Source organism: Tistrella bauzanensis (assembly GCF_014636235.1).
Taxonomy (GTDB): Bacteria; Pseudomonadota; Alphaproteobacteria; order Tistrellales; family Tistrellaceae; genus Tistrella; species Tistrella bauzanensis.
In genome coordinates this window covers 12,743-38,752 of record NZ_BMDZ01000035.1, presented here as the reverse complement: position 1 = coordinate 38,752, position 26,010 = coordinate 12,743, and the positions used below count along the sequence as shown (strand labels likewise).

Sequence of the window (26,010 nt, the reverse complement as noted above, 5' to 3'; positions counted from 1 at the left end):
GCCGCACCCGACCGGCCGGCCGATTTTCTTTGGGTTTTCCCCCGGAATTTCATACATCTACCCCAGATCCTGATCCACCACCCAAGGCCCGGCAGAACCCGCCAGCGGAGACGAGATGAGCCAGCGCACCGCCACGGTCACGCGCAACACACGCGAGACGCAGATTTCAGTGACCGTCGACCTCGACGGCCAAGGCCGTTATGACGTGAAGACCGGCATCGGATTCCTCGATCACATGCTGGACCAGCTCTCGCGTCACAGCCTGATCGATCTGACCGTGCGTGCCGAAGGCGACCTGCATATCGATTTCCACCACACCACCGAGGATAGCGGCATCGCGATCGGCGAGGCGGTGGCCAAGGCGCTGGGCGACCGGCGCGGCATCACCCGCTATGCCCATGCTTATATCCCGATGGACGAGACCCTGACCCGGGTATCGCTCGACCTGTCCAACCGGCCCTATCTGATCTGGAAGGTGAATTTCACCCGCGACAAGCTGGGGGAGATGGACACCGAGCTGTTCAAGGAATGGTTCCAGGCCTTCGCCCAGGCCGCCGGCGTCACGCTGCACGTTGAAAACCTCTACGGCGAGAACAATCACCACATCGTCGAGTCGTGCTATAAGGGCCTGGCCCGGGCGTTGCGGCAGGCGATCGAGATCGATCCGCGCGCCGCCGGCGCCGTGCCATCGACCAAGGGCGTTCTGGGCGGATCGCTCTGATCGCCCGACCGCCATAGCCCCCGCCACAACCTTCTGCCATCATCACCATCCGGTTCCGGAGCCCATGCGCATCTATTCGGTTCACGTGCCCCCGCTGATCAGCCCCGTCGACCGCGCCCGGGTCGTGGCCGAGGGGTTTTCGTGGGCGGGGTTCGTGCTGGGGGTGCTGTTCGCGCTTTGGCACCGGCAATGGCTGGCCGCCGTGGTGCTGGTGGTGGCCGGCGTGGTGGTCTCGGCGGCGCTGGGCCTCGCCGGCGCCGGCGAGGTCGCGATCACCATCGCCAATCTCGCGGTCAGCGCGGTCTATGGCGTGGTCGCCAACGATCTGCGCCGCCGCCGCTATGCAAGGCTTGGCTGGCGCGAGATCAGCCCGATCGCGGCGGCCGATGGCGACGAGGCCTTGTACCGGGCGGCGATGCTGTATCAGCCGGCGGCCCCCGCTCAGCGACCGATGCACGGCTTCGGCCATGCCGGCAGCCATCTTGGCGGTCTCAACGCTTCTTGAGCCCGCCATCTGAAACCGGCCCCCGCCCTGCTTCCTGATCCGCACGTGAAGGCACCCATGAACATCGTCGTCATCGATTACGGCTCAGGCAATCTGCGCTCCGCCGCCAAGGCCTTCGACCATGGCGCGCGCGAGGCGGGCGTCGCCGCCACTGTCGTGGTCAGCTCCGATCCCGACCAGATCATGCGCGCCGACCGGCTGGTGCTGCCGGGGCAGGGCGCCTTCGCCGATTGCCGCGCCGGGCTGGACCAGATCGACGGGTTGGCCGAGGCGCTGGAGGTGGCGGTGCGCCGCAAGGGCACGCCGTTCTTCGGCATCTGTGTCGGCATGCAGTTGCTTGCCACCAACGGCTTCGAGCATCGCGTCACCGAGGGGCTGGACTGGATCGGCGGCCGGGTCGAGGCGCTGACCCCATCGGACCCGGCGCTGAAGATCCCGCATATGGGCTGGAACGGGTTGGACTTCACCCCCGGCTGCCATCCTGTGCTGGCGGGCATCAATCCGGGCGCCCATGTCTATTTCGTCCATTCCTATGCCATGCAGGTCGATGAGCCGCGCGATCTGCTGGCGACGGCCGATTATGGCGGCCCGGTGACAGCGATCATCGGCCGCGACAACATCATCGGCACCCAGTTCCACCCTGAGAAGAGCCAGCATGTCGGCCAGGCGCTGATCGGCGGCTTCCTGCGCTGGATGCCCTGAGCGCCCGTCTCCCGCCCCCGCACCGCCCTATCGCCGACACCGACCACCGACACACCGACACCGCGTCATACCAGTCGAGGACCGCTGCCCCGTGATCATCTATCCCGCCATCGATTTGAAGGACGGCGCCTGCGTGCGTCTGGTGCAGGGCGACATGGACCGCGCCACGGTGTTCGCCGACGACCCGGCGGCCCAGGCCGCGCGCTTCCAGGCCCAGGGCTTCACCTGGCTGCATGTGGTGGACCTGAACGGCGCCTTCGCCGGCCGGCCGGTCAATGGTGCGGCGGTCGACGCGATCATCAAGGCGGTGGATATGCCGGTGCAGCTCGGCGGCGGCATCCGCGATCTGGCGACGGTTGAAAGCTGGCTGGGCCGTGGCCTGTCGCGGGTGATTCTGGGCACGATCGCGGTGCGCGATCCGGCGCTGGTGCGCGAAGCCTGCCGGCTGTTTCCGGGCAAGGTGGCGGTGGGCATCGATGCCCGCGACGGCATGGTGGCGGTGGAAGGCTGGGCGGAGACCTCGACCATGAGCGCCGCCGATCTGGCGTTGGCCTTCGAAGATGCCGGCGCCGCCGCGATCATCTATACCGATATCGGCCGCGACGGCACCCTGGAAGGCCATGATGCCGAACAGACCGCCCGTCTGGCCGACCGCCTGACCACGCCGGTCATCGCCAGCGGCGGCGTTGCCGCCATCGACGATATCCGGGCGCTGAAGGCGGTGGAGGCACGCGGTGTCGCCGGCGTCGTCACCGGCCGCGCGCTCTATGACGGCCGGCTCGATCCGGCCGAGGCGCTGGCGGTCGCGGCCGGCGCCTGATCCACCCCCCCCCACCTCCGCATCACCGCACCTCCGCATCACCGCACCCACGCATCATCTTCCAGCCAGCGGACGCCCCGGACATGTTGAAGACCCGCATCATCCCCTGCCTGGACGTCAAGGACGGCCGCGTGGTCAAGGGCGTCAATTTCATCGGGCTGCGCGATGCCGGCGATCCGGTGGAGCAGGCGCGGGCTTATGATGCCGCCGGCGCGGATGAGTTGACCTTCCTCGACATCACCGCCTCGCATGAAAATCGCGGCACGATCCTGGATGTGGTGGCACGCACCGCCGAGCACTGCTTCATGCCGCTGACCGTGGGTGGTGGCGTCCGGGCGGTGGAGGACATCCGCGCGCTGCTGCTGGCGGGGGCCGACAAAGTGTCGATCAACTCCGCCGCGGTCAGCCGGCCGGAACTGGTGGCGGAGGCCGCCGGCAAGTTCGGCAGCCAGTGCATCGTGGTCGCGATCGACGCCAAACTGGGCGAGAGCGGCCGGTTCGAGGTCTTCACCCATGGCGGCCGCAAGCCCACCGGCATCGATGCGGTCGACTGGGCGATGCGGATGGCGGAACTTGGCGCCGGTGAATTGCTTGTCACCTCTATGGACCGCGACGGCACCCGCGCCGGCTTCGACCTGCCGCTGACCCGGGCCATGGCCGATGCGGTGACGGTGCCGGTGATCGCCAGCGGCGGCGTCGGCACGCTCGACCATCTGGTCGACGGCGTCCGGCTTGGTCATGCCTCGGCGGTGCTGGCGGCCTCGATCTTCCATTTCGGCCAGCACAGCATCGCCGAGGCCAAGGCCCATATGGCCGCCGCCGGCATCCCGGTGCGGATGCCCGGCCAGTGACGCGCCCCGCCGCCTTGTCCGCTTTATTCGAGGTATAATGCCGATGTGCGCCAGCCATGAGACAGACATGATGGACCCCCGCACCGGTGCCGCCGGTGGCATCGGCCGGTATGATGCGGTGCTCGCCCGGATCGCCTTCAACGCCGATGGTCTGGTGCCGGCGATCGCGCAGGATGAAGCCAGTGGCCAGATCCTGATGATGGCCTGGATGAATGCCGAAGCGGTGATCGAGACATTGGAGACCCGGCGCGGCGTCTATTGGTCCCGCTCACGCAACCGGATCTGGCGCAAGGGCGAAAGTTCCGGCCAGATGCAGCAATTGAAGGCGTTTCGCATCGATTGCGATGGCGATACTGTGCTGTTGCTGGTCGACCAGCAGGGTGTGGCCTGCCACACCGGCCGACGCAGTTGTTTCTATGACGAGGTGAACCCGGAGACCGGCGCCATCACCACCATCATGACCCCAGAGATCGACCCGGAGACGCTTTATGGCCGCTGACACCACGAAAACCGTCCAGACCCCGGCCAGCAGCACCGGTTTCAACGCCGCCGGCCAGACCGATTGGGAGGTTCTGGAACGGCTGGTGACCACCATCCGGTCGCGCAAGGGCGCCGACCCGTCATCCTCCTATGTCGCCAAGCTGCTGGGCAAGGGCCGGCTGAAGATGGCGCAGAAGGTGGGTGAGGAAGCGGTCGAGGTGGCCATCGCCGCCGTCGCCCAGGACAAGGCGGCGCTGGTCGATGAAAGCGCCGATCTGCTGTTTCACCTGATGGTGCTGTGGGCCGATGCCGGGCTGGACCCGGCCGATGTGATGGCGACCCTGGCGCGGCGCGAGGGCCGGTCGGGCATCGAGGAAAAGAAGAACCGCAAGGGCTGATGGCACCGCTGCGCCGCGCATGCGAATGGTTGACGCGGCGGGCAGGGCGCTGGAACATGGCGTCCGCCCTTCGTTCTTCATGCAAACCTCGTCTTTCGCGCAGACCCGGCAGCCGGAGCCAGCCCGCCATGGCCTATGACCAGACCAATATCTTCGCCCGCATCCTGCGCGGCGAGTTGCCCTGCGATACGGTCTATGAGGACGAGCATGTGCTCGCCTTCAACGACATCCGGCCGCTGGCGCCGGTGCATGTGCTGGTGATCCCCAAGGGCCCCTATACCTCACTGGACGATTTCACTGCCAATGCGACGCCTGAGGTGGTGGGCCACTACTTCAAGGTGGTGGGCGAGATCGCTCGCAAGGCCGGCGTGGCCGAAACCGGCTATCGCATCCTGTCGAATATCGGCGGCCACGGTCATCAGGAAGTGCCGCATCTGCATGTCCATGTGCTGGGTGGCCGGCCGCTTGGCCGGATGCTGCCCGACGCCCGTGGCTGACGGCGCAGGCGCGCCGAAGCGGTCGGCTCAGGCTGCCACTTAATCCATATTGCCTGCCGCTTAATCCATATTGACCAGCGGCGCGGGGGCGCTGATTCTGGCCGCGATCTTGGCCCCTCAGAGAAGCACGCCCATGCGCCGCAGCCTTGCCCACGTCCTCGGATCGCGAGGATGGGAATATTTCATCATCGCCGTCATCGTCCTGAACGCCATCACGATGGGGCTGGAAACCGATGCCGGCCTGCGCGCCGCGATCGGCGGCACGCTGGCGGTCATCGACCGGATCATTCTGGCGATCTTCGTGGTCGAAATCGCCCTCAGGCTGTTTGCCCACGGCTTCCGGTTCTTCCGCGACCCGTGGAGCCTGTTCGATTTCGCGATCGTGGCGATTTCGCTGATGCCGGCCAGCGGCCCATTCCAGGTGCTGCGCTCGCTGCGCATCCTGCGGGTGCTCAGGCTGATCTCGGTGGTGCCGTCGCTGCGCCGGGTGGTCGGCGGGCTGGTCGCGGCCCTGCCGGGCATGGCGTCGATCGTGGTTCTGCTGGTGCTGATGTTCTATGTCTTCGCGGTGATGGCGACCGGGCTTTATGGCGCCAGCTTCCCCGACTGGTTCGGCACGCTTGGCGCCTCCACCTATACGCTGTTCCAGGTGATGACCCTGGAAAGCTGGTCGATGGGCATCGTGCGGCCGGTGATGGAGGCCCATCCGCTGGCCTGGACCTTCTTCGTGCCCTTCATCCTGTGCAGCACCTATGCGGTGCTCAACCTGTTCATCGGCGTGATCGTCTCGGCGATGCAGGAACAGCATCAGGCGGCGGTCGATGCCGAACGCGTGGTGCCCGAAATGGATACCGCCGCCCTGGTGGCCGAGGTCCGCGCCCTGCGCAGCGAAATCGCCGAACTGAAGACCGCGATCACACCACCGGCCGCCTGATCGGCATCCGCCGCCCGGTCAGTCGCGCTTCTTGGGCGGCCGGCCCCGGCGGCGGCGCGGCGGCAGCGGCGGGCCGCTGCCCTCGGGCGGCAGGTTCAGGCCCTGGAAGGCGTCGGCGATGTTGCGGATGGCGGTGGCCAGCGCCCGCCGCCGCGCCGGATCGCTGATCCGGGCATAGGCGACCAGCAGATCCTGAAGCTGGCGATCCTCGACCGGCGACACCACCGGAAACGGCGTCGGCGCCTCGGCGGCATGAGGTTGCGACATCCAGTTGTCCAGCCGGGCGCCGGTGGGCAGGCCTTCGAAGAAATACGACACCGGCACCCGCAGGAAGCGCGCGGCCATAAACAGCCGCCCTGCGCTGATCCGGTTCATGCCGCGTTCATATTTCTGGATCTGCTGGAAGGTCAGGCCCAGCGCCTCGCCAAGCTGGTGCTGGCTGATCTCGCGCATCTGGCGCAGTGCCAGGATACGGGTGCCGACATGGGCATCGATCGCCTGGGCGCTGACCACCCGCGGGTCGCTGCCGCCAGCGTCGTCATCGGCTGGCGGCCAGTCGGGCACGCCGCCTTCGGCGACCAGTTCCCCGGCAGCATCCGGCATCGCTGTCGTCTCCTCTGATTGCACCATGTCCGGTTGCCGCCTGCGACCTTTTGACGGGGCCTTGTGGTCTGGGGCGTCGTTCTGGTCGTTGTCTGTCATCGGAAGCGGTCCGTTGGTCACTGGTGATGATGGGGAAGACGGGGCCGGTTTCCGCCCCCATCGGAGGGTGGCACACGCATGCCTGCGGCCAGCCGTGGCGGGCGGCGATAGGCAAGCGCCTCACCCAGCTGCGCCCGCCCTATGGTGTCACGGCCGGCAAGATCGGCGATGGTCAGCGCCACCCGCAACACCCGGGTCATGCCTCTTGCCGACAGACGCAGGCGGTCGGCCGCCGTCAGCATCAGGGCTCGGGCGTCCGGTTCCAGCACCGCGGCCCGGTCCAGCGCCACGCCGTCGAGTTCGGCATTGCACAATGGCCGGCGCAGATGCGCCGGCATCTCGGGCGTGGCCACCAGCGCGTGATTGCGGGCATTGGCGCGGGCGCGGGCGGCCAGTACCCGTTCGCGCACCGGGGCACTGGCCTCACCCGGCCCCTGGGTCAGGATCGCCGCCGGCGGGGTCGGCGCCAGTTCGATGGTCATGTCGAACCGGTCCAGCAGCGGCCCGGACAGCCGGGTCTGGTAATCGGCGGCACAGCGCGGCGCGCGCGGGCAGGCGAGCGCCGGGTCGGCGACATGGCCGCAGCGGCACGGGTTCATCGCCGCGATCACCTGCACCTGCGCTGGATAGGACACATGCAGTGCCGCCCGCGACACCACCGCCTCGCCCTGCTCGATCGGCTGGCGCAGGGCTTCCAGGGTGGCGCGCTGAAACTCGGGCAGTTCGTCCAGGAACAGCACACCGCCATGCGCCAGACTGATCTCGCCGGGGCGCGCCCGGTTGCCGCCGCCGACGAGAGCGGCGGCCGATGCCGAATGATGCGGGTCGCGGAACGGCCGGCGGATACGCGGGCGGATCGCACCACGCCCGGCGACACTTTCGATCAGGCACAGATCCAGCGATTCCGGCGGTGACAACGGCGGCAGCAGGCCGGGCAGCCGCCTCGCCAGCATCGATTTGCCGGCACCGGGCGGCCCGATCATCAGCAGATTGTGCCGGCCGGCCGCCACCACCTCCAGCGCCCGCCGGGCCAGAGGCTGGCCGCGGATATCGGCCAGATCCGGCGCCGGCGGATCGTCGTCCAGCCGGGGTTCGGCCGGCACCGGCAGGGTGCTGCGGCCCGACAGATGGCCCAGAAGCCCCAGCAGATCGGCCGCGGCCACCACCGCATGGCGATCGCCGGCCCAGGCCGCTTCATCGGCATTCGCCGCCGGGCAGATGATCCGCCGGCCGGTTTCGGCGGCCATCACCGCCGCCGGCAGCACGCCCGCCACCGGTGCCAGCGCGCCATCCAGCGACAATTCACCCAGCGCCAGATGGCCGTCGAGCGCGCCGGCCGGCAGGGCACCGATGCCCAGCATCAGGGCCAACGCGATCGGCAGGTCGTAATGCGAGCCTTCCTTGACCAGCCCCGCCGGCGCCAGATTGACCAGGATCCGTTTGGGCGGCAGGGTCAGCCCCAACCGGCCCAGCGCCGCGCGCACCCGTTCACGCGCCTCGGTCACCGCCTTGTCGCCCAAGCCGACCACGGCAAAAGCCGGCAGGCCGGCCGAGATCGCCACCTGAACCTCGACCGGAACCGCCCGGATGCCGATCAACGCCACCGTGTCTACATGTGCCATCACGCGCCAGCCATTTCATGCGCGTGCAGGGCCCGCCGGCCGCTGCCGCCGGTGGGTTTCAACAAACGCCGGACGCACATCACATCGGCACGGCCGCGCGCACCAGCGGGCCGGCCGCTGCCGAAGCACTCAATCCACAACGCCTGCACGCAGGAAACTCCTCCGCCGCACGCCGTGGGCGTGTGGCGTGCTATCTGTGCGCCATACTGTTCTACCTGATCGTTAGTCGACCGCCATGATTTCGTCAATAATCATGGAGTTTAAATCAAGTCCTGCCCGACATTTACAGCTAAAGCGGGTTGTCAGACAAGCTTAAATACCTTGACGGGTAATCAACACGAATAAACTACCGATACGATAGTACTATGGTTAATTCGTTACCTAAAGAAGAAAGCCCAGTGTGAGTGAACAGGCTATACCGCGGATAGGCACGCAACGGTAGTTTTAGATTATCCGAAGAAACCTTAAATCGTGTATCCGCAGACGGATATCACGTCTCTTCATCAAAGATCGCCACGAAAGCGTAGAAGGCAAGGTAAAAATCACCATGTCTCTCCATCTTACCTTGAAAAACTATCCAAAATATCAATCGCTCCGGACCAAATTGCAGTCATAGCTGCCATGATCTGGCCGGTTCCCCCATAGTCAAATGATCCGGGAGTTGGGCTTTAACCATGATGTCATCCAACAGCAGATTATCTCGATTTGTGAAATATTATCCCGCCGGTCAGATTCCACCCTATGGATCTGTCAATGACTCCCGCGCCGCGGCACAGGCTGCGCCGATGCAGATGGCCGCAGAAACAAGATGGCCACAAAGGGCGGTCACGGAAGAAGACGGCGGGCGACGGCCGGGACTGAAAAGCCGTGGTCGTGCCCGGCTCAATCTTCAGCCAGCCACAACGCCGCCTTGACCTCTTTCAGAATAAAGGCCTGATGGGCTTCCAGTTCGGCCGGTGTCGGCGCATGGGGGCGGGGCGGGCGGGCGATGGTGCGGCGGCGGCCATCGGTCTGGCCGCTGGCCCGGCGGTCGGCGGCCAGATCGAAGCCGCGCTGACGGTCGCCCAGCAGGTGCAGATACACTTCCGCCAGAAGCTGGGCGTCGAGCAGCGCGCCATGCAGGTCGCGGCCGCTGTTGTCGACGCCGAACCGGCGGCACAGCGCGTCCAGGCTGGCCGGCGCGCCGGGAAACCGGATCCGGGCCATCTGCACGGTATCGATCGACCGGCTCATCGGGATCGGCGCGCGGCCCAGCCGGGTCAATTCGGCATTGATGAACCGCATGTCGAAACTGGCGTTATGCGCCACCAGCGGGCTGTCGCCGACGAAGTCGAGAAACCGGTCCGCCACCGCCGCGAACACCGGTTCGGGCTTCAGCCGCTCCCAGGTCAGGCCATGCACCGCCACCGCCGCCTCGGGCACGTCGCGTTCCGGGTTGATATAGACATGGAATTCGGCGCCGGTGCGGGCCTGATCCAGAATCTCCACGCAGCCGATCTCGACGATCCGGTCGCCGGTCGCCGGATCAAAACCGGTGGTCTCGGTGTCGAACGAAATCTCGCGCATCGGGCGGGTCTCCGGGTGAACTGGGTGGGTTGGGTGAAAGAGCGTGCGGAACGACTTGATCGAGGTCGGCCTGATCGGGGGGGCGGTGTCAGCCGCCCGGCCGCCGTCTGGCGCCGGATGGTGGCTGGATGCGCGGATGGTGCAGGCGCGGGCGCTGCCAATGGCTCTTCCACATCCGGTGCGGGCGGCCGGCCAGCCGGTCCAGGGCCAGGGTCAGGGCGCGAAAGGCATGGGCGCGGCCAAGCCCGGTCTGGATCACCGCATCGGCGCCGCGGCGCTTCTCGGCATCCGGCACCTGTTTGGCCAGGATGTCGCGGAATTTGGGCCGGGTCATCCCCGGCCGCGCCAGCACGCGGCGCGCCTGCACCCAGTTGGGGGCGCTCACCACCAGCACCGCATCGACCCGCCGGTTGCCGCCGCTTTCAAACAGCAGCGGAATGTCCAGCACCACCAGCGGCGCGCGCCGGCGGGCATGGGTTGCGATGAAATGGTGCTGGGCGTCGCGGACCAGCGGGTGAAGGATCCGCTCCAATGCCCGCAATTCCGCCTTGCGGCCGAAGACCCTGGCGCCCAGCGCCACCCGGTCGATGCGGCCATCGCGCACCGCCTCAGGGAAGCGCTCGGCCACAGGCCCGAAGCCGCGACCGCCGGGCGCCAGCAACTGATGAACCGTGGCGTCGGCATCGAAGACCGGCACTTTCAGCCGCCGCAGCATGGTCGAGGTGGTCGATTTTCCCATGCCGATCGATCCGGTCAGGCCGATGATCTGCATAAATCTCAGTCTCCGATCAGATCGGCCGCGACATGGCGGCGCAGGGCATCGTCGACCACCGGCCGCAGACCGAACCAGTGCTCGAAACCCGGCACCGCCTGATGCAGCAGCATGCCCAGCCCATCCACCGCCACCAGCCCGCGTGCTCGTGCGGCCACCAGCAGGGCTGTGTCCAGCGGATCATAGACGATATCCGACACCACCAGCCCGGGGCCGGCCATATCCAGCGCCATCTCAAGCGGCGGCTGGCCGGCCAGGCCCAGGCTGGTGGTGTTGACCAGGGTGCCGCAGCCGTCCAGCGCGTCCCCTCGCTGCCGCCAATCCACCACCACCAGCCGGCAGCCGGGCAGATGCGGCGCCAGATCGGCCGCCAGCGCCGCCGCCCGCGCCGCGCCGCGGTTGGCGATCCGGATCTCGGCGCATCCGGCGGTGGCGAGGGCATGGACCACCGCGCGCGCGGCACCACCCGCCCCCAGCACCAGCGCCGGCGCCGCCGCGTCACGGCCGGGGCCACCCGCTGCGAGCGCCGCGCCAAAACCATAGCCGTCGGTGTTATAGCCGGCGATGCCATGGGCGTCATCGAAGACCAGCGTGTTCACAGCCCCGATCGCGCGGGCGGCGGGATCGAGATGATCGACCATCGCCATCGCCAGTTGCTTGTGCGGCAGGGTCAGGTTCACACCGCGAAACCCCATCCGGGGCAGAGCATGCAGCACCGCCACCAGATCATCCGGGTTCACCGCCAGCGGCAGATAGGCGCCGTCGATCGCGTGGCGGGCCAGCCAGAAGCTATGCAGCCGGGGCGACCGCGAATGGCTGACCGGGTGGCCGATCACCCCGGCCAGCCGGGCCTTGCCGCTGATCCAGCCGGGGTGCGGCGCGGGCGGCATGTCGGGGGGCTGCGCGCTCATGTCTCGATCACCCCGCGGCCGCGCAGGAAGTCCAGCAGTTCAATCAATGGCAATCCCAGTATCGTGAAGTAATCGCCCTCGACCTTCGAGAACAACTGCGCACCCAGCCCTTCAAGCTGATAGGCCCCCACCGAGGTCAGCACATCGTCTCCGGCCCGGTCGAGATAGTGGTCGATGAACGTGGCCGAAAGCGGCCGCATGGTCAGCCGGGCACGGCCGATGGCATGCCAGACCCGGTTGCCGTCCACCATCACCACCGCCGCCGAGATCAGCTCGTGGCGCCGGCCCGACAGGGCTTCAAGGGTGGCGCGCGCGTCATCGCGGCTGGCAGGCTTGTCGAACCAGCGGCCATCGGCGACCAGCATCTGATCGGCGCCCAGCACGGCCAAGCGGCCGGCACGGGCACTCAGCCGCCGGGCCTTCATCTCGGCCAGCATCACCGCCACGTCCTCAGGCGCCGCCGCTTCGGCCTGCATCGCTTCTTTCACCGCGGTCTCGTCGATCCGCGCGGGCAGGGCGATGAAATTCAGCCCGGCGCCGCGCAGCATCGCCGCCCTCGCCGGGCTTTCCGAGGCCAGGATCAGCCGGGGTTCGGGCATATCGCCGGGCGGCGCCTGATCTTGCGGGTCGTGGTCGGCCATGGTCATCGGGTCTCCGGTGTCCACTGGGTCAATTGTCGCCGATATGGCGCAGATACATCTGATAGATCGCGGCGGCGGTTTCCTCGATCGAGCGGCGGGTGACGTCGATCGACGGCCAGCCCTTGCGCTCGAACAGCCGGCGGGCGGCGATCACCTCGGTGCGCACCGCCTCCAGGTCGATATATTCGCTGTCATCGGGCTGGTTCAGGCTCAACAAACGGTTGCGGCGGATCTGGACCAGCCGCTCCGGGCTGGTGGTCAGGCCGACGATGAATGGCCGGGTTGCCGCCTCCACCTCGTCGGGCAGCGGATGGCCGGGCACCAGCGGCACGTTCGCGGCCTTCACGCCCCGGTTGGCCAGATAGATCGCGGTCGGGGTTTTCGAGCTGCGCGACACGCCGACCAGGATCACATCGGCATCATCGATGTCCCACAGCGACTGGCCGTCATCATGGATCAGGGCGAAATGCATCGCGTCGATCCGGGCGAAATATTCCTGGTCCAGCATGTGCCGGCGGCCGGGCCGCCGCGACACCGCGACGCCCAGATAGCCGCTGACGATGTCGGTGATCGGATCCAGAACCGGCACGCAAGGCACTTTCAGGCGCCGGCAGGCCTCTTCCAGCCGCTCGCGCAATTCGCTCAACGCCAGGGTGTACATCACCAGCCCCGGATGGGCCTCGATCGAATTGATCACCTTTTCAAGCTGGGCGGGGGATCGGACCAGCGACCAGACATGCTCGCGCGCATCGACGCCATCGAACTGGGCCAGCACCGCGCGCGCGACCGTGTTCACGGTCTCGCCGCTTGAATCCGACACCAGATGCAGGTCGAACAGCACCTGCTGGCGGGCGGCATCCACACCATGGGCGCCACCGCGCAGCGGCATCATCGCCGCGTCATTGTCGATTGACTGTGGCATTCCGGCTGCAGGTGGGGTCGCCGGTAAGGTGCCGGTGCCGGCATCGACCGCCGGCGCCGATGCGGCATCAGGCTCGGTTTTCCGGTCAGGCATGGGGGTCTCCGGCAGAGCAGGATGATCGTCGGCACCACAGCGGGCAGCACGGGAACAAAGATCGCGGCAGCGGTCGTGTTCTCATATCGTTCGCTTCTTGTTCACGTCTGTGGATAACCGGGAATCACGGGGGTTAAAGCCGTTTCGGGGCTGGGCGCTCATATTGCGTCACCATGTTTCATCTGTCATCCGCCGAGCCGTCTCCATGTGGGCTTCTTCAGGCCGTGGCCTGCACCAGCCACGGGAGGACGCCGGCCGCATGCAGAGTTTTCCACGTTATCCACGACATTATCCCCTGCGTGAAAACGCCGGACTCCGAAGTTATCCACGCTCACACCCGCAGAGCCCCTTGAGATTGCCCACATGAGGATGGATCTGTGGATGGTTTGTGGACGGGTGGGGATCCCCGTTATCCACAGGCACCCACTATCCTCTACAGCCTTCATCCCAACCTTCACCTTTCATTTGAGAGGAGGCGGTCTTGTCCACAATCCGGGTCTGAGGTCATGATGCATGCCAGATACCCTTCCCCGATCGCATACCGGCCCGATACCAGCCCCTGGTCGAGACCATCGAAGCCGTTGCCGAAACGGCAACGGGCGCCAGGTTCGTCGATCGAAAGCGCTGGCTGGGACATTCGGTCGCGGGCCAAAACGAAAGCCGGCCCGGCAACGGTGCTGGTGTCCCCCGTCGGTGCAGGGCATGATCCGTCGCACCGGGATCAGGGCCGGTCGATGTCATCCATCGACGCGGCCGTTTTGCCTGACAAAGAAGCCTTGAGGACCGCATCGATGACCGAGACCACCAAGCCGCTGCTCGCAGCCCTGAAGGGCGGGCATCCGGACCGGACCCCGATCTGGCTCATGCGTCAGGCCGGCCGCTATCTGCCCGAATATCGTGCGCTGCGGGCCCAGGCGAACGGCTTCCTCGATCTGTGCTACACGCCCGATTTCGCCACCGAAGTGACCCTTCAGCCATTGCGCCGCTTCGACCTGGATGCGGCGATCCTGTTTTCCGACATCCTGGTCGTCCCCCATGGGCTGGGCCAGACGGTGTGGTTTGTCGAAGGCGAGGGGCCGAAGCTCGAACCGCTGACTGGGACGGCCGCACTCGACGCGCTCGATCTGGCCGCGATGGCTGAAAAGCTCAAGCCGGTCTATGAAACCGCGGCCCGGGTGAAGGCCGCGCTGCCGGCGGGCAAGGCGCTGATCGGTTTCGCCGGCGCCCCCTGGACGGTCGCCACCTATATGCTGGAAGGCGGATCGAGCCGGGATTTCCTGAAAGCCAAGCGCTGGGCCTATGGCGATCCGGACGGGTTTCAACGCCTGATCGACCTACTGGTCGATGCCACCGTCCAGCATCTCGAAGCCCAGATCGCAGCCGGTGCCGAGGCGGTGCAGATCTTCGACAGCTGGGCCGGCGCGCTGGATGAAGAGGCCTTCGAGCGTTGGACCGTGGCCCCGATCCGCGCGATCGCCAGCCGGATCCGCGCCAATCATCCCGACGTGCCGATCACAGGCTTTCCGAACCGCGCCGGCACGCTATATGAGAGTTTCGCCCTGCATGCCGGTGTCGATGCGGTCAGCGTCGACCCCACCTGGACCGTCGAGGCCATCGCCCGGCGGCTGCGGCCGCATGTGGCCGTTCAGGGCAATCTCGATCCCGGCCGTCTGGTCGCGGGCGGGCCGGACATGATCCGCCGGGTGCGGGCGATATGTGACCGCCTGGCCCCGATGGGTGGCTTCGTGTTCAATCTCGGCCATGGCGTTCTGCCGTCCACCAATCCTGATCATGTGGCTCAGGTGGTCGAAGCGGTACGGGCCGCCGATGCCGACCGGGTGTAAAGACATGTCATGATACAGGAACGTGATAAGACAGAAACGGGACGAATCGCTATCCTGTTGTTCAATCTGGGCGGGCCGGATGGTCCCGACGCCGTCCGCCCGTTCCTGTTCAACCTGTTCAACGATCCGGCAATCATCGGCGCGCCGGCGCTGATCCGCTGGGCGATCGCCACGCTGATCAGTCGCAGGCGGGCGCCATTCGCCCGCCAGAACTATGCCCTGATGGGCGGTGGTTCCCCTCTGCTGCCGGAAACCCAGGCCCAGGCACGGGCGCTGGAGGCCGATCTGGCCGGCCGGGGCATGATTGTGAAGGCCTGGCCGGTGATGCGCTACTGGCATCCCTTCGCCGACCGGGTCGCCGCCGAGGTCAAGGCCTGGGCGCCTGATCGGATCGTGGCCCTGCCGCTCTATCCGCAATATTCCACCTCGACCAGCGCCTCGTCACTGAAGGACTGGGTCAAGGTCGCGCGCCGTGCGGGCCTTGATGTGCCGACCACCACCCTCTGCTGCTATCCGCGGCAGCCGGGGCTGATCCGCGCCCATGCCGAGTTGATCGCCGAACGCTGGCGTCAGGCCGAGACCGGCGGGGATGGCGGGCCGGCCAGGCCGGTGCGGCTGCTGCTATCGGCCCATGGTCTGCCGAAGAAGATCATCGAGCGCGGCGATCCCTATCAATGGCAGGTGGAACAGAGCTGTGCGGCGATCGTGGCGGCGCTGGCGCCGCTGATCGGCCGTTCAGGGCCCGATGATCTCGACTGGCAGGTCTGCTATCAGAGCCGGGTGGGGCCCCTGGAATGGATCGGCCCGTCCACCGATGCGGAAGTGGAGCGGGCCGGCCGCGATGGCCGGGCGCTGATCGTGGTGCCGGTGGCTTTCGTGTCCGAACATGTCGAGACCCTGGTGGAACTCGACATCGAATATCGCGAGCTGGCCGAGAAAGCCGGCGCCATGCCCTATTACCGGGTGCCGACACCATCGGTGCATCCGGCCTTCATCGGCGGGCTGGGCGATCTGGTGGTGCAGGGGCTGGACCGGCTGACGGCGAGCGGAGGCCGGCCGGTCGCGCCGGATGTGGCCGGCACCGGCTGTCCGGCCAGCTTCAGCCAGTGCGCCTGCCGTGCCGCCCGGCTGAGCCACGCCTGAGCGCGCAGGGCTGCCAGCCACGGCCTGCCACCGCCCAGGCGGTTCTCAACGACCCAAGTCAACGGAGCGACAGCCGATGATCGACAGCCTGGCCGGTGCCTATCCCTGGATCAAGGCGCTGCACGTGATTTCGGTCATCGCCTGGATGGCCGGCATGCTGTATCTGCCGCGCCTGTTCGTGTATCACGCCGATGCCGTCCCCGGTTCCGAGGTGTCGGAACGGTTCAAGGTGATGGAGCGGCGGCTGCTGAAGGCGATCATCAATCCGGCGATGATCGCCACCTGGCTGTTCGGCCTGGGCATTCTGGCCACGGGCGCGGTGTCGCTGTCGGAAGGCTGGCTGCATGCCAAGCTGGCCCTGGTACTGGTGCTGTCGGGCATGCATGGCGCCTTTGTCGGCTGGACCCGGGCCTTTGCCGAGGATCGCAACACCCGGCCGGCACGGTTTTATCGCTGGATGAACGAGGTGCCGACCCTGCTGATGATCGCCATCGTCATTCTGGTGATCGTGAAGCCGTTCTGACCGGCGGATGTGCCGGGATATGCCCCTGAATGGGGGGATGTGTCGGGCCGATCTGATCCCCGTCAGGTGGTTTTCTGCGAAAATCGACCAAAGCAGGGGGTGTTTCTGTCGTATCGGGTTTGACAGCGGCCATCCGAAGCGCTAACTGATTAGGCATCGGTGCGGTCAACGTGCCGATGAAGCCGGTATCGGGACACCCGCTCCTCGGTCGATGGCAGGCCGGAACCTCAGGCCAGCCAAGACGGATCATACGGATGGGCGTCGCGACGCGGCCCGTTTGCCCGGTGATGTCACCCAACCTTGCAGCCTTGTCTGGCTCACGGCCAATTTGGCTGGTTCGGGTGGACTTGTCATCCGGGACCGTGGCTGCCGATACCGGTCAGCGGATTGCCCGGCTGTATACGCCGACGCGGTCCATCACGTCCTTCCTTGTCGATCGAACCTCTTCAGGGCCTGTCATCATGGGTCTGTCATCGGGCGCCGGCGCGAAACGGCGACCGCCGGTTCGGGTTGGTCTCCGGCAATCTCCGGTCACCAGCATCCGCCGGTCCGGGTGACAGCATGATCGTGAACCGTCCGGCAGTCTGCCGGGCGTTCATCCATATGCCTGAGCGCGAAGTGCGATCGATCTATCCCGGCCTGACGTCCGGACGGTCCGGCCGTTTATCGCCCGGCCCGACCAGTGTATGGCATAGGGTCAGCGCAGCCTTGCGGGCTGCCGGCCCCCGATCGGAATCCATCGCATGAACCTGCAGGAACTGAAGACGAAAACCCCGGCGGAACTGTTGCAGTTCGCCGAAACCCTGGGCGTCGAGAACGCCGGCACGTTGCGCAAGCAGGATCTGCTGTTCGCGATCCTGAAGCAGTCGGCCGAACAGAACGTCGCCATCCATGGCGGTGGTGTGCTCGAAGTACTTCAGGACGGGTTCGGCTTCCTGCGGGCCCCGGAAAGCAATTATCTCGCTGGACCGGATGACATTTATGTCAGCCCCCAGCAGATCCGCCGCTTCGGCCTGCGCACCGGCGACACGGTCGACGGCCAGATTCGGGCACCGAAAGAGGGCGAGCGCTATTTCGCGCTGCTCAAGGTCACCACGATCAACTTCGAAGAGCCGGACCATGCCCGGCACAAGATCAATTTCGACGATCTGACCCCGCTCTATCCCGATGAGCGGCTGAACCTGGAACTCTCCGACCCGACGAAGAAGACCGCCACCACGGCGACCCGGGTTATCGATCTGGTGTCGCCCTTCGGCAAGGGCCAGCGCGCCCTGATCGTGGCGCCGCCGCGCACCGGCAAGACCGTGCTGCTGCAGAACATCGCCCATGCGATCGCGACCAACCATCCGGAATGCTATCTGATCGTGCTGCTGATCGACGAGCGGCCGGAAGAGGTGACCGACATGATCCGGTCGGTGAAGGGCGAGGTGATCAGCTCCACCTTCGACGAGCCGGCTTCGCGCCATGTTCAGGTCGCGGAAATGGTGCTCGACAAGGCGAAGCGGCTGGTCGAGCACAAGCGTGACGTGGTTATCCTGCTCGACTCGATCACCCGTCTGGCCCGCGCCTACAACACCGTGGTCCCGTCCTCGGGCAAGGTGCTGACCGGCGGTGTCGATGCCAACGCCCTGCAGCGCCCGAAGCGCTTCTTCGGTGCGGCCCGCAATATCGAAGAGGGCGGTTCTCTGACCATCATTGCCACGGCGCTGATCGACACCGGGTCGCGCATGGACGAGGTCATCTTCGAAGAGTTCAAGGGCACCGGCAATTCGGAACTGATTCTCGACCGCAAGCTCGCCGACAAGCGTACCTTCCCGGCGATCGATATCGGCAAGTCCGGTACCCGCAAGGAAGAGCTGCTGGTCGATCGCGGCACCTTGTCGAAGATGTGGGTGCTGCGTCGCGTGCTGATGCCGATGGGCACGATCGATGCCATGGACTTCCTGGTCGACAAGCTGAAGCATACCAAGAGCAATGCCGACTTCTTCGACTCGATGAACAGCTGACGGCCGCAGGCCCTTCTGATCACGACCGAATGATGTTCCACGTGAAACGGCCGCCGTACCCATCGCGGGTGCGGCGGCCGTTTCACGTGGAACTCAGGATATCATCTGACCGGGCATCATCCGATCAGGGGGGCGGATCAGGGGATCAGAACCGTGGCACCGGTGGTGGCGCGGGCTTCCAGATCGCGATGCGCCTGGGCGGCTTCGGCGAGAGGATAGGTGCGGGCGGCGCCGACCTTGACCTTGCCCGAGGTCACCACGTCGAACAGATCCCGGGCGGTGTCGCGCAGTTCCTGTTTGGTGCCGGTATAATGGATCAGAGAGGGGCGGGTGACGTAGAGGCCACCGCGCTGGTTCAGAACCACCAGATCGACCGGCCCGACCGACCCCGAGGACTGGCCGAAGCTGACCATATAGCCACGGGTCTGCAGGCAGTCGAGCGAGGCCATGAAGGTGTCCTTGCCGACCGAGTCGTAGACGACCGGCACACCCTTGCCATCGGTCAGCGCGCGGACCCGCTCAGCCAGGTTCTCCTCGCGGTACAGAACCGTATGATCGCAGCCATTGGCCCGCGCCAGCTCGGCCTTCTCGGCCGAACCGACCGTGCCGATCACCGTGGCGCCCAGCGCCTTGGCCCATTGGCAGGCAATCTGGCCCACGCCACCGGCCGCGGCATGGATCAGGATGGTCTGGCCGGCCTGGACCGGATAGGTGCGGCGCAGCAGGTATTGTGCGGTCATGCCTTTCAGCATCATCGACGCGGCGGTGACGTCGTCGATCGTATCGGGCACCGGCACCACGCGGTCGGCGGCGATCAGCCGTTCCTCGGCATAGCTGCCGACAGGGCCGCTGGCATAGGCGACCCGGTCGCCCGGCTTCAGGTCGTCGACGCCATCGCCCACGGCCACCACCTCGCCGGCGCCTTCCATGCCGAGGACCGCGGGCAGGGCGGGTAGGGCATACAGGCCGGTGCGGAAATAGACGTCGATGAAGTTCAGGCCCACGGCGGTGTGCCGGATGCGGATCTGGCCGGGGCCGGGCGCCGCGACCTCGACATCGACATAGGCCATGACCTCGGGGCCGCCGGTCTTCTCGATCCTGATCGCCTTCACCATGGGGGTGTCTCCTTGCATTTGCGGGGCGGGTGTCCAGGTTTGGGCCATGATGATCGGCGACGGCGCGTCGTCATGCAATGGCTCTGCCCGGGCCCGGAACGGAACAGCCCGTTTCCCGCGGCCCGCGGCGACGAAAAAGGGGCGGCTCGTCAGAGCCGCCCCGATGGTTCGCATATCTGGTCGCCAGGGTTCCGGCGATGGTCTCGTTCAGGCGATGGTTTCATTCAGGAAGGCGAGGGTGCGCTCATCGGCCTTCAGCGCCGCATCCTGGACGAAATTGCCGCCGCCGGGGCGGGCGAAGGCATGGTTGCAGCCCTCATAGATGTGCAGATCGACCTGAGGATTGCCCGACAGGCCGTCCTTGATCTTGGCTTGGGCCTCTGGCGGCACGAAATCATCCTTCGCGGCAACATGCACCAGCACCTTGCCCGAAATATTGCCGGCCTCACCCAGATGCTCGTCCAGCATCACGCCGTAATAGCTGACCGAGGCATCGATATCGGTGCGGGCGGCGGTCAGGAAGGCCAGACGGCCACCCAGACACCAGCCGATGGCGCCGACCTTGCCGGTGCTGCTTTCGCCGCGGGCATAGGCCACGGTCTGGGCGATGTCGTCGACGCCCTTGTCGACATCGAAGCCCTGAAACAATTCGAAGGCGCGCTGCCAGTCGGCCTCGCTCTGATCGGTCAGCATGATGCCGGGCTCCTGGCGCCAGAACAGGTCCGGCACGACGACCGTGAAGCCCTTGGCGGCGAAGCAATCGGCCTGATAGCGCATCAGGTGATTGACGCCGAAAATCTCCTGGATCAGCACCAGAGCCGGCCCGCTGCCACCGCGCGGCCTGGCCACATATGCCTCGAACGTGCCGCCATCTTTGGCTGTGATCTGAACCATGCTGCCCACTATTCGGTCCCTTCGGCTTTCTGGATCAAGGACATGATATCTGCGTCTGCCGCGATCCCCGCACCAGTTCGGCCCGTATGATGAGACCACAGGCTTCTAGAGGAACTTCCGTGAGCCAAAGCGAACGGAAGTTCCTCTACGCTATTGCTTGGGCGAGCATCTTAACCCGATCCGGTGGTTCCACCGGATCGGGATCTGCTCTAGAGCAGACGCAGGGTTTCGCCCGGCATCCGGGCTCGCTCAAGGTGAAGCAGAAACCGTTTGGTGTCAACGCCACCCCGTGCTGAGAAACCCCCGATTGATGAACCACCCCCCACCACCCGGTGGCAGGGGATGATGATCGGGATCGGGTTGGCCCCGCAGGCGCCGCCGACCGCCCGCGCCACCGATCCCAGTTGCCTGGCGATGGCGCCATAGGTCAGCGTCTCACCATATGGAATATCGAGCATGGATTGCCAGACCGCGCGGCGGAAATCGGTGCCGGCGGGCGCCAATGGCAGGTCGAACTGCATCAGGTCGCCCGCCAGATAGGCGCGCAACTGGGCTTCAGCTTCGTCCAGCAAAGCCGTGACCGCCGGATGAGGGCTTCCGGTGACACGGTCCTGAGCGGCAGGTGCCAGATCTGCCGGATCGCACCAGTCCAGGGCGACCAGAGCATCGGGGCTGGCGGCAATCCGCACCGGTCCCATCGGTGTATCGGTCACCAGCCGGGTGGCGGTGGTCCGGGCCGATGCGGCACGGATCCGGTCCGATGGCGGCGGTGTCGCGATGTGGGTGTCGGTCATGTCGCCTCCGGTCCTGATGCGCCAGCGCCGCCGGCGGATCACAGGGTGCTGCCCTCAAGCGGCTTCGGGCAGAAGTGCTGCCGCCAATGCCGCCGGATCGTGGATCGGCAATCCGCAGCGTGTGCCCTGGCAATGATAGGCGGTGGCGCGGCCATCGACCATGGCTTTGCCAGCGGCCGGGTGCCCGGCGGGCAGGGAGGTTTCGGGGTCGATCCGGCGCAGGTCCAGCAGCGGCCGGCCGCTGGCCGCCGCCGCCCGCCACAGGGCTTCGGTCTCGGCCGCGCCGGCCGGTCCGGCGATGACCACCTGATCGGCCGTGTCGAGCAGCAGGCTTGCCACCAGCAGCGAGGCGATGCCGAACGGGTTCTGGTCGGCATCGGCCGAGAAGGCGGCGATGGTCGCGCGGGCACGGGCGGCATAGGCGTCATCGCCCGTGGCCAGGAACAGCCGGGCCAGCGCCTGGGCCATCAGCCCGTTGCCCGATGGCAGCGCATTGTCGGCGGCGGGGCGGCTGCGCACCGGCAACACCTCGCCATCATCGGCGGTCATATGATAACCGCCGCCCGACGCGGCATGATGGCGCTCCACCGCGTCGGCCCAGCCCCGGGCCAGCGCCAGGCGCCGGCCACCATCATCGTCTTGCGCCGCCTGATCCAGGGCAATGGCCGCCAGGATCATCGCCGCGTAATCATCCACCAGCCCCGGATAGACCAGCCGCCCGGCGCGCGCCGCATGGCCGAGCCTGGGGCCCTGAGCGTCGTCGCGGCCATGACTTGCCACCACCGCATTGAAGGCGCGCGCCGCGCGGGCGATCCAGTCCGGCCGGTCCAGGATCATGCCGGCTTCGGCCAGGCCCGCGATCATCAACCCGTTCCAATCGGCCAGAACCTTGTCGTCGCGCCCGGGATGCACCCGCGCCTCGCGGCGCAGCCGCAGCGTTTCGCGCAGACCCGCCAGCCGCGCTTCCACCTCGTCCGCCAACCGCTCACCGCTGAACAGCCGGTTGGGGATCGATGCGCCCTCGAAATTGCCACCCGGCTCGATGTCGTAAACCCGGTTGAACAGCGTCGCCTCTTCAGGGGTCAGGACATCGGCCACCTGTTCAGGCGTCCAGACATAGAACCGGCCTTCCTCGCCCTCGCTGTCGGCATCCAGGCTGCTGGCAAAGGCACCGCCGCCGGTTTCCATCTCGCGCTCCAGCCAGGCCACGGTTTCGGCCACCCGCTCGGTGAAGACGGACACTGAATGGCCGGCCGCCGCTGCCCGGGCGGCGGCGCGGGCATAGATCGGCAGCAGTTGGGCGTTGTCGTAGAGCATCTTCTCGAAATGCGGCACCAGCCATCCGGCATCCACCGAATAGCGCGCGAAGCCGCCGCCCAGATGGTCATAGATACCACCGGCGGCCATCTGGCGCAGCGTGATGTCCAAAGCCTCGGCGGGTTTGCGGGCGTCGGCGCCACCTCTGGCAGTGGCGGCATCCAACAGCGCCAGGAGTGGGGTGTTGGGGAATTTCGGGGCACCGCGTATGCCGCCCTGCTGCAGATCATAGATCCCGGCCACACGAACCACTGCTGCCATCACCTGTGCCGGCGCGGGCAGGGGGCCTGGCCGGCTCTGGCCCAGAACGGCCAGTTTGGTGCCAATCGCGGATGCGTTGTGACGCACGTCATCGGATTGGTCATGGTATATTCTGGCAATCTGTTCGAGCATGTCACAAAAGGCGGGCAGGCCATGGCGTGGCTCGGGCGGGAAATAGGTGCCCCCCCAGAACGGGGCGCCGTCGGGGGTCAGGAACATGGTCAATGGCCAGCCGCCGGGCTGGCCAAGGGCCTGCAAAGCCGCCATGTATACTTCATCGACGTCGGGCCGTTCCTCGCGATCGACCTTCACGTTGACGAACAGACGGTTCATGACGGCGGCGGTTTCGGGCTTTTCGAAGCTCTCATGTGCCATCACATGGCACCAGTGACAGGCGGCATAGCCGATCGACAGCAGGATCGGCCTGTTCTCCGCCCTGGCACGCGCGAAGGCCTCCGGGCCCCAGGGCTGCCAGTCCACCGGATTGTCCTTATGCTGAAGGAGGTAGGGGCTGACTTCCCTGTGAAGTGAGTTACCGGACATCATTTAAACCTACGAGTGTGTTGGCGCTTGCATTCTCGGCAGCGATCACGGACTGTCCTAACCAAGTGGCGTCCATGACCGTGTGTGGCAAGCGCGGACGAGCGAAGCAAATCAGGGAACCTGCCCGATGAAGATCTCTGTTGATCTCGATTGCACGCCCGAAGAGGCCCGCCGCGCGGTGGGTCTGCCAGACCTGACGCCACTCCATGACATGTTCCTTGCCGAAATGCAGAAACATATGTCGTCGGCGATCAAGAACATGGACAGCGACCACATGATCCGAAGCTGGATGCCGGGAGGGCAGGGCTGGGACCAGATGCAGAAATTCTGGACCGGTCTTGCCGCTGCCGGTACCACCGGAGGCGTCAAGAAGGACGGTTGACGTGAGCGGGGAACGTCTCGACCCGCCGCTCTATTACGAGCGGCACATTTTCGTGTGCACCAACGAACGCCCGGCCGGGCACCCGCGCGGCTGCTGCGAGGCGGGGGCCGCCACGAAGCTGCGCAATTATATGAAGGCCCGCGCCAAGGAACTCGGCATCCCATCCGCACGGGTCAACAATGCCGGCTGCCTGGATCGCTGCGAGTTGGGGCCGACACTGGTGGTCTATCCCGAAGGGGTCTGGTACGGCTATCGGACCACCGAGGATATGGACGAGATCCTGACGGTTCACATAGCCGGCGGCGGTCGGGTCGAGCGGCTGATGCTGAAGCCGGGCGATGACGATCGGGCCAAGGCCGCACTGGCCGAGGCACGGGCGGCGGCAAAGGCGGCGGCCGCAGCCGGTTGATCCATCATCCCGGTCTTGTCACCGGCGGCTGACCCCCGCATCCTGTGGCCAATGGGGCCGGCGCTGTTCGCGGTGCCGGCCCTTTTGCATGCGCGGCCGTGCCTCTGATCAGGGTCAGGGGCACTGTGCCGATGCCTCCCGTCATCCAGGGCCGCTATCTGTCGTGACCATTGCTTCCCATCCATCTTCGCCGATGCCTGCCATGCCCTCGCCGGCAAGTGGCCGGCCAGCCACCATCTTCGCACGGGCGACGCCGCCGGGGCGGGGGGCGGTGGCGATCATTCGCCTGTCGGGTCCGGCCACTGACGCGGCACTGACGGCGTTGACCGGCGGGCGCGATCTGCCGTTGGCCCGGATGGCGGTGGTGCGGCGGCTGGTCGATCCGGCCGATCGCCGGATGCTCGATCAGGCGCTGATGCTGCGCTTCGAAGGCCCCGCCAGCTATACCGGCGAGGATGCGGCCGAGCTTCATCTTCATGGTGGGCCGGCGGTGGTGGCGGGTGTGCTCGATGCGCTGGGCAGGCTGCCGGGTCTGGTGCCGGCGGGGCCGGGGGACTTTACCCGGCGGGCGGTGCTCAACGGCCGGCTCGATCTCACCGCGGCCGAAGCCGTCGCCGATCTGGTCGCCGCCGATACCGCCGCTCAGGCGGGCCAGGCGCTGGCGCAGCTCGGCGGCCGGCTGGGGAGGATGGTCGAGGACTGGCGCGCGCGGCTGATCCGGGTCGCGGCCATGGTCGAGGCCGAGATCGATTTTCCCGATGAGGATGTGCCCGATGGTATCGCCCGCAGCGTCGCGCCGGCGATCCTGAAGCTGGCGGCCGAATTGCGGCTGGCGCTGGCCGATGACCGTTCGGGGGAACGGCTGCGTGACGGCGTGGTTGCCGCGGTGATCGGACGGCCGAATGCCGGCAAGTCGAGTCTGGTCAATGCGCTTGCCGGACGTGACATTGCCATCGTCACCGACCGGCCCGGCACCACCCGCGATCTGATCGAGGTGGCGCTTGATCTGGACGGTGTCGCCGTCACCCTGATCGATACCGCGGGCCTGCGCGACAGTGACGACCCGATTGAGCTTGAAGGTGTGCGGCGCGCCCGCGCCCGCGCGGCTACGGCCGATATCCGGGTGGTCGTGGTCGATCCGGCCGGCATCGCGGCGGCTGGAGGCTTGGGTGTTCTGCTGGCGGAAGCCGGTGCGCGGCCAGGCGATCCGGTGGTGCTGACCCGCCGCGATCAGCTCGGCGATCAGGCGGTCACGGCGTTGGCCGCAACCCTGCCACCCGGTCATCAGGTGTCGGCGGTGTCTTGCGTTTCAGGGCTGGGCATGGAAGATTTCGCCCGACGACTCAGCGGGCTTGCGGCCGACCTCACCGGCGGCCGCGAGGGGGCGATGATCACCAGGGCGCGGCATCGCGCGGCATTGGAGGCGGCGGCCGACGGTTTGATGGCGGCGGTGGCCGGCCTCGATCGTCCGGTGCCGATGCTGGAACTGGTGGCCGAGGATCTGCGGATGGCCGCCGATGCTCTGGGCCGGATCACCGGCCGGATCGATGTCGAAGACCTGCTGGATGCGATTTTCCGAGAGTTCTGCATCGGCAAATGATATTCAGACGGAACATGAAGCACCGGCGGAAAACGACGCCGG

At 66.7% G+C, this 26,010-nt stretch carries 27 protein-coding genes; 16 read left to right on the top strand and 11 right to left on the bottom strand.

Features of this window, described 5'->3' with window-relative positions; translation table 11 throughout:
• The first annotated feature begins 115 nt into the window (after window positions 1-115).
• From hisB to IEW15_RS14760, 9 genes are all read left to right on the top strand, one after another.
• Window positions 116-721 (top strand): imidazoleglycerol-phosphate dehydratase HisB, encoded by a 606-nt coding sequence (gene hisB, locus IEW15_RS14800; RefSeq protein WP_188579259.1) that lies wholly within the window; start codon window positions 116-118, stop codon window positions 719-721.
• A gap of 64 nt (window positions 722-785) precedes the next feature.
• A complete protein-coding gene (locus IEW15_RS14795) occupies window positions 786-1,226 on the top strand; it encodes a DUF2628 domain-containing protein (protein WP_188579256.1) in 441 nt (146 codons plus the stop codon).
• 57 nt (window positions 1,227-1,283) lie between these two features.
• A complete protein-coding gene (gene hisH / locus IEW15_RS14790; protein ID WP_188579254.1) occupies window positions 1,284-1,928 on the top strand; it encodes an imidazole glycerol phosphate synthase subunit HisH in 645 nt (214 codons plus the stop codon).
• Window positions 1,929-2,019: 91 nt separating this feature from the next.
• Window positions 2,020-2,748, top strand: coding sequence for a 1-(5-phosphoribosyl)-5-[(5-phosphoribosylamino)methylideneamino]imidazole-4-carboxamide isomerase (hisA, locus tag IEW15_RS14785; protein WP_188579252.1), 729 nt, complete (start codon window positions 2,020-2,022; stop codon window positions 2,746-2,748).
• Window positions 2,749-2,831: 83 nt separating this feature from the next.
• Entirely contained in the window at window positions 2,832-3,599 is a 768-nt protein-coding gene (gene hisF, locus IEW15_RS14780) for an imidazole glycerol phosphate synthase subunit HisF (RefSeq protein ID WP_188579250.1), read from the top strand.
• Between the two features lie 70 nt (window positions 3,600-3,669).
• On the top strand, window positions 3,670-4,098 hold the full coding sequence (gene hisI / locus IEW15_RS14775; RefSeq protein WP_229708130.1) for a phosphoribosyl-AMP cyclohydrolase: 429 nt from the start codon (window positions 3,670-3,672) through the stop codon (window positions 4,096-4,098).
• Complete coding sequence (locus tag IEW15_RS14770; RefSeq protein ID WP_188579247.1) at window positions 4,088-4,477, top strand: phosphoribosyl-ATP diphosphatase; 390 nt, start codon at window positions 4,088-4,090, stop codon at window positions 4,475-4,477. The genes hisI and IEW15_RS14770 overlap by 11 nt, the downstream gene beginning before the upstream one ends.
• A gap of 128 nt (window positions 4,478-4,605) precedes the next feature.
• Window positions 4,606-4,974: a histidine triad nucleotide-binding protein gene (locus IEW15_RS14765; protein WP_188579245.1), complete on the top strand. Its 369-nt coding sequence runs from the start codon at window positions 4,606-4,608 to the stop codon at window positions 4,972-4,974.
• A 133-nt stretch (window positions 4,975-5,107) separates the two neighbouring features.
• A complete protein-coding gene (locus tag IEW15_RS14760) occupies window positions 5,108-5,908 on the top strand; it encodes an ion transporter (protein WP_188579243.1) in 801 nt (266 codons plus the stop codon).
• Between the two features lie 18 nt (window positions 5,909-5,926).
• Here IEW15_RS14760 and IEW15_RS14755 read toward each other — a convergent pair whose 3' ends face one another.
• The 7 genes from IEW15_RS14755 to IEW15_RS14725 all read right to left on the bottom strand — a co-directional run bounded on the left by IEW15_RS14755 (window position 5,927) and on the right by IEW15_RS14725 (window position 13,011).
• Window positions 5,927-6,511, bottom strand: coding sequence for a helix-turn-helix domain-containing protein (locus tag IEW15_RS14755; protein WP_188579241.1), 585 nt, complete (start codon window positions 6,509-6,511; stop codon window positions 5,927-5,929).
• 116 nt (window positions 6,512-6,627) lie between these two features.
• Window positions 6,628-8,232: a YifB family Mg chelatase-like AAA ATPase gene (locus IEW15_RS14750; RefSeq protein WP_372402873.1), complete on the bottom strand. Its 1,605-nt coding sequence runs from the start codon at window positions 8,230-8,232 to the stop codon at window positions 6,628-6,630.
• Window positions 8,233-9,114: 882 nt separating this feature from the next.
• Complete coding sequence (gene dnaQ, locus IEW15_RS14745) at window positions 9,115-9,798, bottom strand: DNA polymerase III subunit epsilon (protein ID WP_188579237.1); 684 nt, start codon at window positions 9,796-9,798, stop codon at window positions 9,115-9,117.
• An 88-nt stretch (window positions 9,799-9,886) separates the two neighbouring features.
• Window positions 9,887-10,570 carry a dephospho-CoA kinase gene (gene coaE / locus IEW15_RS14740; RefSeq protein ID WP_188579236.1) on the bottom strand — a complete coding sequence of 228 codons (684 nt, stop codon included), beginning with the start codon at window positions 10,568-10,570 and terminating at the stop codon, window positions 9,887-9,889.
• Window positions 10,571-10,575: 5 nt separating this feature from the next.
• On the bottom strand, window positions 10,576-11,481 hold the full coding sequence (locus IEW15_RS14735; RefSeq protein ID WP_229708124.1) for a shikimate dehydrogenase: 906 nt from the start codon (window positions 11,479-11,481) through the stop codon (window positions 10,576-10,578).
• Window positions 11,478-12,122 carry a Maf family protein gene (locus IEW15_RS14730; RefSeq protein ID WP_229708129.1) on the bottom strand — a complete coding sequence of 215 codons (645 nt, stop codon included), beginning with the start codon at window positions 12,120-12,122 and terminating at the stop codon, window positions 11,478-11,480. The genes IEW15_RS14735 and IEW15_RS14730 overlap by 4 nt, the downstream gene beginning before the upstream one ends.
• A 28-nt stretch (window positions 12,123-12,150) precedes the next feature.
• Complete coding sequence (locus IEW15_RS14725; RefSeq protein WP_188579306.1) at window positions 12,151-13,011, bottom strand: pyruvate, water dikinase regulatory protein; 861 nt, start codon at window positions 13,009-13,011, stop codon at window positions 12,151-12,153.
• 917 nt (window positions 13,012-13,928) lie between these two features.
• Here IEW15_RS14725 and hemE point away from each other — a divergent pair.
• The 4 genes from hemE (at window position 13,929) to rho (ending at window position 18,653) form a co-directional block, all read left to right on the top strand.
• Window positions 13,929-14,981: a uroporphyrinogen decarboxylase gene (gene hemE, locus IEW15_RS14720; RefSeq protein ID WP_188579234.1), complete on the top strand. Its 1,053-nt coding sequence runs from the start codon at window positions 13,929-13,931 to the stop codon at window positions 14,979-14,981.
• A 9-nt stretch (window positions 14,982-14,990) separates the two neighbouring features.
• A complete protein-coding gene (gene hemH, locus IEW15_RS14715) occupies window positions 14,991-16,124 on the top strand; it encodes a ferrochelatase (protein ID WP_188579232.1) in 1,134 nt (377 codons plus the stop codon).
• A gap of 76 nt (window positions 16,125-16,200) precedes the next feature.
• The gene (gene hemJ, locus IEW15_RS14710; protein WP_188579230.1) at window positions 16,201-16,647 is read left to right on the top strand and encodes a protoporphyrinogen oxidase HemJ; all 447 of its coding nucleotides are present in this window, start codon (window positions 16,201-16,203) and stop codon (window positions 16,645-16,647) included.
• Window positions 16,648-17,390: 743 nt separating this feature from the next.
• On the top strand, window positions 17,391-18,653 hold the full coding sequence (gene rho, locus IEW15_RS14705) for a transcription termination factor Rho (protein ID WP_188579228.1): 1,263 nt from the start codon (window positions 17,391-17,393) through the stop codon (window positions 18,651-18,653).
• Between the two features lie 137 nt (window positions 18,654-18,790).
• On the opposite strand, the gene IEW15_RS14700 is transcribed toward rho, so the two are convergent.
• The 4 genes from IEW15_RS14700 to IEW15_RS14685 all read right to left on the bottom strand — a co-directional run bounded on the left by IEW15_RS14700 (window position 18,791) and on the right by IEW15_RS14685 (window position 23,577).
• Window positions 18,791-19,768: a quinone oxidoreductase family protein gene (locus tag IEW15_RS14700; protein WP_188579226.1), complete on the bottom strand. Its 978-nt coding sequence runs from the start codon at window positions 19,766-19,768 to the stop codon at window positions 18,791-18,793.
• 207 nt (window positions 19,769-19,975) lie between these two features.
• Window positions 19,976-20,671: a dienelactone hydrolase family protein gene (locus IEW15_RS14695; RefSeq protein WP_188579224.1), complete on the bottom strand. Its 696-nt coding sequence runs from the start codon at window positions 20,669-20,671 to the stop codon at window positions 19,976-19,978.
• Window positions 20,672-20,871: 200 nt separating this feature from the next.
• Entirely contained in the window at window positions 20,872-21,456 is a 585-nt protein-coding gene (locus IEW15_RS14690; protein WP_188579222.1) for a methylated-DNA--[protein]-cysteine S-methyltransferase, read from the bottom strand.
• A gap of 54 nt (window positions 21,457-21,510) precedes the next feature.
• A complete protein-coding gene (locus tag IEW15_RS14685) occupies window positions 21,511-23,577 on the bottom strand; it encodes a thioredoxin domain-containing protein (protein WP_188579220.1) in 2,067 nt (688 codons plus the stop codon).
• 127 nt (window positions 23,578-23,704) lie between these two features.
• Between IEW15_RS14685 and IEW15_RS14680 the strand changes: the two genes are divergently transcribed.
• The 3 genes from IEW15_RS14680 (at window position 23,705) to mnmE (ending at window position 25,968) form a co-directional block, all read left to right on the top strand.
• Window positions 23,705-23,959: a DUF6489 family protein gene (locus tag IEW15_RS14680; RefSeq protein ID WP_188579218.1), complete on the top strand. Its 255-nt coding sequence runs from the start codon at window positions 23,705-23,707 to the stop codon at window positions 23,957-23,959.
• Between the two features lies 1 nt (window position 23,960).
• Window positions 23,961-24,368, top strand: a complete 408-nt coding sequence (locus tag IEW15_RS14675) for a (2Fe-2S) ferredoxin domain-containing protein (protein ID WP_188579216.1) — start codon at window positions 23,961-23,963, stop codon at window positions 24,366-24,368.
• A gap of 202 nt (window positions 24,369-24,570) precedes the next feature.
• Window positions 24,571-25,968, top strand: coding sequence for a tRNA uridine-5-carboxymethylaminomethyl(34) synthesis GTPase MnmE (gene mnmE / locus IEW15_RS14670; protein WP_188579214.1), 1,398 nt, complete (start codon window positions 24,571-24,573; stop codon window positions 25,966-25,968).
• The last annotated feature ends 42 nt before the right edge of the window (window positions 25,969-26,010 follow it).

Coding starts and splice junctions, on each gene's coding strand:
- hisB (WP_188579259.1), top strand. CDS start 116: ATGAGCCAGCGCACCGCCACGGTCACGCGCAACACACGCGAGACGCAG.
- IEW15_RS14795 (WP_188579256.1), top strand. CDS start 786: ATGCGCATCTATTCGGTTCACGTGCCCCCGCTGATCAGCCCCGTCGAC.
- hisH (WP_188579254.1), top strand. CDS start 1,284: ATGAACATCGTCGTCATCGATTACGGCTCAGGCAATCTGCGCTCCGCC.
- hisF (WP_188579250.1), top strand. CDS start 2,832: ATGTTGAAGACCCGCATCATCCCCTGCCTGGACGTCAAGGACGGCCGC.
- hisI (WP_229708130.1), top strand. CDS start 3,670: ATGGACCCCCGCACCGGTGCCGCCGGTGGCATCGGCCGGTATGATGCG.
- IEW15_RS14770 (WP_188579247.1), top strand. CDS start 4,088: ATGGCCGCTGACACCACGAAAACCGTCCAGACCCCGGCCAGCAGCACC.
- IEW15_RS14765 (WP_188579245.1), top strand. CDS start 4,606: ATGGCCTATGACCAGACCAATATCTTCGCCCGCATCCTGCGCGGCGAG.
- IEW15_RS14760 (WP_188579243.1), top strand. CDS start 5,108: ATGCGCCGCAGCCTTGCCCACGTCCTCGGATCGCGAGGATGGGAATAT.
- IEW15_RS14755 (WP_188579241.1), bottom strand. CDS start 6,511: ATGCCGGATGCTGCCGGGGAACTGGTCGCCGAAGGCGGCGTGCCCGAC.
- IEW15_RS14750 (WP_372402873.1), bottom strand. CDS start 8,232: ATGGCACATGTAGACACGGTGGCGTTGATCGGCATCCGGGCGGTTCCG.
- dnaQ (WP_188579237.1), bottom strand. CDS start 9,798: ATGCGCGAGATTTCGTTCGACACCGAGACCACCGGTTTTGATCCGGCG.
- coaE (WP_188579236.1), bottom strand. CDS start 10,570: ATGCAGATCATCGGCCTGACCGGATCGATCGGCATGGGAAAATCGACC.
- IEW15_RS14735 (WP_229708124.1), bottom strand. CDS start 11,481: ATGAGCGCGCAGCCCCCCGACATGCCGCCCGCGCCGCACCCCGGCTGG.
- IEW15_RS14730 (WP_229708129.1), bottom strand. CDS start 12,122: ATGGCCGACCACGACCCGCAAGATCAGGCGCCGCCCGGCGATATGCCC.
- IEW15_RS14725 (WP_188579306.1), bottom strand. CDS start 13,011: ATGCCGCTGCGCGGTGGCGCCCATGGTGTGGATGCCGCCCGCCAGCAG.
- hemE (WP_188579234.1), top strand. CDS start 13,929: ATGACCGAGACCACCAAGCCGCTGCTCGCAGCCCTGAAGGGCGGGCAT.
- hemH (WP_188579232.1), top strand. CDS start 14,991: ATGATACAGGAACGTGATAAGACAGAAACGGGACGAATCGCTATCCTG.
- hemJ (WP_188579230.1), top strand. CDS start 16,201: ATGATCGACAGCCTGGCCGGTGCCTATCCCTGGATCAAGGCGCTGCAC.
- rho (WP_188579228.1), top strand. CDS start 17,391: ATGAACCTGCAGGAACTGAAGACGAAAACCCCGGCGGAACTGTTGCAG.
- IEW15_RS14700 (WP_188579226.1), bottom strand. CDS start 19,768: ATGGTGAAGGCGATCAGGATCGAGAAGACCGGCGGCCCCGAGGTCATG.
- IEW15_RS14690 (WP_188579222.1), bottom strand. CDS start 21,456: ATGACCGACACCCACATCGCGACACCGCCGCCATCGGACCGGATCCGT.
- IEW15_RS14685 (WP_188579220.1), bottom strand. CDS start 23,577: ATGTCCGGTAACTCACTTCACAGGGAAGTCAGCCCCTACCTCCTTCAG.
- IEW15_RS14680 (WP_188579218.1), top strand. CDS start 23,705: ATGAAGATCTCTGTTGATCTCGATTGCACGCCCGAAGAGGCCCGCCGC.
- mnmE (WP_188579214.1), top strand. CDS start 24,571: ATGCCCTCGCCGGCAAGTGGCCGGCCAGCCACCATCTTCGCACGGGCG.